Raw genomic sequence first — 3,305 nt, forward strand, 5'->3', positions numbered from 1 at the left:
TCGGCGATGCATCGTTTCACTGCTGAGTTCGGGATGGGATCAGGTGGTTCCAATGCTCTATGGTCGTCAAGAAATTCGGGTACTGAGTCGTGACCGGCTGGCCTCGCTTCAGCAAATTGGGTATGTGACAGTCTGGTGTTTTGTGCGTCTCTCGAACTTTCGGTTCGTTGCGTCTTCACACACCGCAATCTGATGCTCCTCTTTGTTTCCAAAGTCAGGAGTAGTCAAATTGCTTGGGTGTTATATGGTCAAGCCTCACGGGCAATTAGTATTGGTTAGCTCAACGCCTCACAGCGCTTACACACCCAACCTATCAACGTCGTAGTCTTCGACGGCCCTTCAGGGGACTCAAGGTCCCAGTGAGATCTCATCTTGAGGCAAGTTTCCCGCTTAGATGCTTTCAGCGGTTATCTTTTCCGAACATAGCTACCCGGCAATGCCACTGGCGTGACAACCGGAACACCAGAGGTTCGTCCACTCCGGTCCTCTCGTACTAGGAGCAGCCCCTCTCAAATCTCAAACGTCCACGGCAGATAGGGACCGAACTGTCTCACGACGTTCTAAACCCAGCTCGCGTACCACTTTAAATGGCGAACAGCCATACCCTTGGGACCGGCTTCAGCCCCAGGATGTGATGAGCCGACATCGAGGTGCCAAACACCGCCGTCGATATGAACTCTTGGGCGGTATCAGCCTGTTATCCCCGGAGTACCTTTTATCCGTTGAGCGATGGCCCTTCCATACAGAACCACCGGATCACTAAGACCTACTTTCGTACCTGCTCGACGTGTCTGTCTCGCAGTCAAGCGCGCTTTTGCCTTTATACTCTACGACCGATTTCCGACCGGTCTGAGCGCACCTTCGTACTCCTCCGTTACTCTTTAGGAGGAGACCGCCCCAGTCAAACTACCCACCATACACTGTCCTCGATCCGGATAACGGACCTGAGTTAGAACCTCAAAGTTGCCAGGGTGGTATTTCAAGGATGGCTCCACGCGAACTGGCGTCCACGCTTCAAAGCCTCCCACCTATCCTACACAAGCAAATTCAAAGTCCAGTGCAAAGCTATAGTAAAGGTTCACGGGGTCTTTCCGTCTAGCCGCGGATACACTGCATCTTCACAGCGATTTCAATTTCACTGAGTCTCGGGTGGAGACAGCGCCGCCATCGTTACGCCATTCGTGCAGGTCGGAACTTACCCGACAAGGAATTTCGCTACCTTAGGACCGTTATAGTTACGGCCGCCGTTTACCGGGGCTTCGATCAAGAGCTTCGCGTTAGCTAACCCCATCAATTAACCTTCCGGCACCGGGCAGGCGTCACACCCTATACGTCCACTTTCGTGTTTGCAGAGTGCTGTGTTTTTAATAAACAGTCGCAGCGGCCTGGTATCTTCGACCGGCGTGGGCTTACGGAGCAAGTCCTTCACCCTCACCGGCGCACCTTCTCCCGAAGTTACGGTGCCATTTTGCCTAGTTCCTTCACCCGAGTTCTCTCAAGCGCCTTGGTATTCTCTACCCAACCACCTGTGTCGGTTTGGGGTACGGTTCCTGGTTACCTGAAGCTTAGAAGCTTTTCTTGGAAGCATGGCATCAACCACTTCGTGTTCCAAAGGAACACTCGTCATCAGCTCTCGGCCTTAGAATCCCGGATTTACCTAAGATTCCAGCCTACCACCTTAAACTTGGACAACCAACGCCAAGCTGGCCTAGCCTTCTCCGTCCCTCCATCGCAATAACCAGAAGTACAGGAATATTAACCTGTTTTCCATCGACTACGCTTTTCAGCCTCGCCTTAGGGACCGACTAACCCTGCGTCGATTAACGTTGCGCAGGAAACCTTGGTCTTTCGGCGTGGGTGTTTTTCACACCCATTGTCGTTACTCATGTCAGCATTCGCACTTCTGATACCTCCAGCAAGCTTCTCAACTCACCTTCACAGGCTTACAGAACGCTCCTCTACCGCATCATCCGAAGATGATACCCGTAGCTTCGGTGTATGGTTTGAGCCCCGTTACATCTTCCGCGCAGGCCGACTCGACTAGTGAGCTATTACGCTTTCTTTAAAGGGTGGCTGCTTCTAAGCCAACCTCCTAGCTGTCTAAGCCTTCCCACATCGTTTCCCACTTAACCATAACTTTGGGACCTTAGCTGACGGTCTGGGTTGTTTCCCTTTTCACGACGGACGTTAGCACCCGCCGTGTGTCTCCCATGCTCGGCACTTGTAGGTATTCGGAGTTTGCATCGGTTTGGTAAGTCGGGATGACCCCCTAGCCGAAACAGTGCTCTACCCCCTACAGTGATACATGAGGCGCTACCTAAATAGCTTTCGAGGAGAACCAGCTATCTCCGAGCTTGATTAGCCTTTCACTCCGATCCACAGGTCATCCGCTAACTTTTCAACGGTAGTCGGTTCGGTCCTCCAGTCAGTGTTACCTAACCTTCAACCTGCCCATGGATAGATCGCCCGGTTTCGGGTCTATTCCCAGCGACTAGACGCCCTATTAAGACTCGCTTTCGCTACGCCTCCCCTATTCGGTTAAGCTCGCCACTGAAAATAAGTCGCTGACCCATTATACAAAAGGTACGCAGTCACCTAACAAAGTAGGCTCCCACTGCTTGTACGCATACGGTTTCAGGATCTATTTCACTCCCCTCTCCGGGGTTCTTTTCGCCTTTCCCTCACGGTACTAGTTCACTATCGGTCAGTCAGTAGTATTTAGCCTTGGAGGATGGTCCCCCCATATTCAGACAAAGTTTCTCGTGCTCCGTCCTACTCGATTTCATTGATAAGAGATTTTCGCGTACAGGGCTATCACCCACTATGGCCGCACTTTCCAGAGCGTTCCGCTAATCTCAAATCAACTTAAGGGCTAGTCCCCGTTCGCTCGCCACTACTAAGGGAATCTCGGTTGATTTCTTTTCCTCAGGGTACTTAGATGTTTCAGTTCCCCTGGTTCGCCTCTTGCACCTATGTATTCAGTACAAGATAACCATCTTATGATGGCTGGGTTCCCCCATTCAGACATCTCCGGATCAAAGTCTGTTTGCCGACTCCCCGAAGCTTTTCGCAGGCTACCACGTCTTTCATCGCCTCTGACTGCCAAGGCATCCACCGTATGCGCTTCTTCACTTGACCATATAACCCCAAGCAATCTGGTTATACTATGAAGACGACATTCGCCGAAAATTCGATTGCGCTCCTAAGAGCCACTCACAAATTTTACCTTAGCCTGATCCGTTACCAGTGAAAGTAACGTTCAGTCTATCTTTCTATCACATACCCAAATTTTTAAAGAACGACTC

At 51.2% G+C, this 3,305-nt stretch carries 2 rRNA genes; both read right to left on the reverse strand.

What is annotated here, in order from left to right:
* A 5S ribosomal RNA gene (gene rrf, locus AC07W4_RS27715) occupies positions 1–71 on the reverse strand; the annotation flags it as partial.
* A gap of 173 nt (positions 72–244) precedes the next feature.
* A 23S ribosomal RNA gene (locus tag AC07W4_RS27720) occupies positions 245–3,138 on the reverse strand.
* Between the last annotated feature and the right edge of the window lie 167 nt (positions 3,139–3,305).

The organism is Pseudomonas sp. GW821-FHT02A08 (assembly GCF_059422045.1).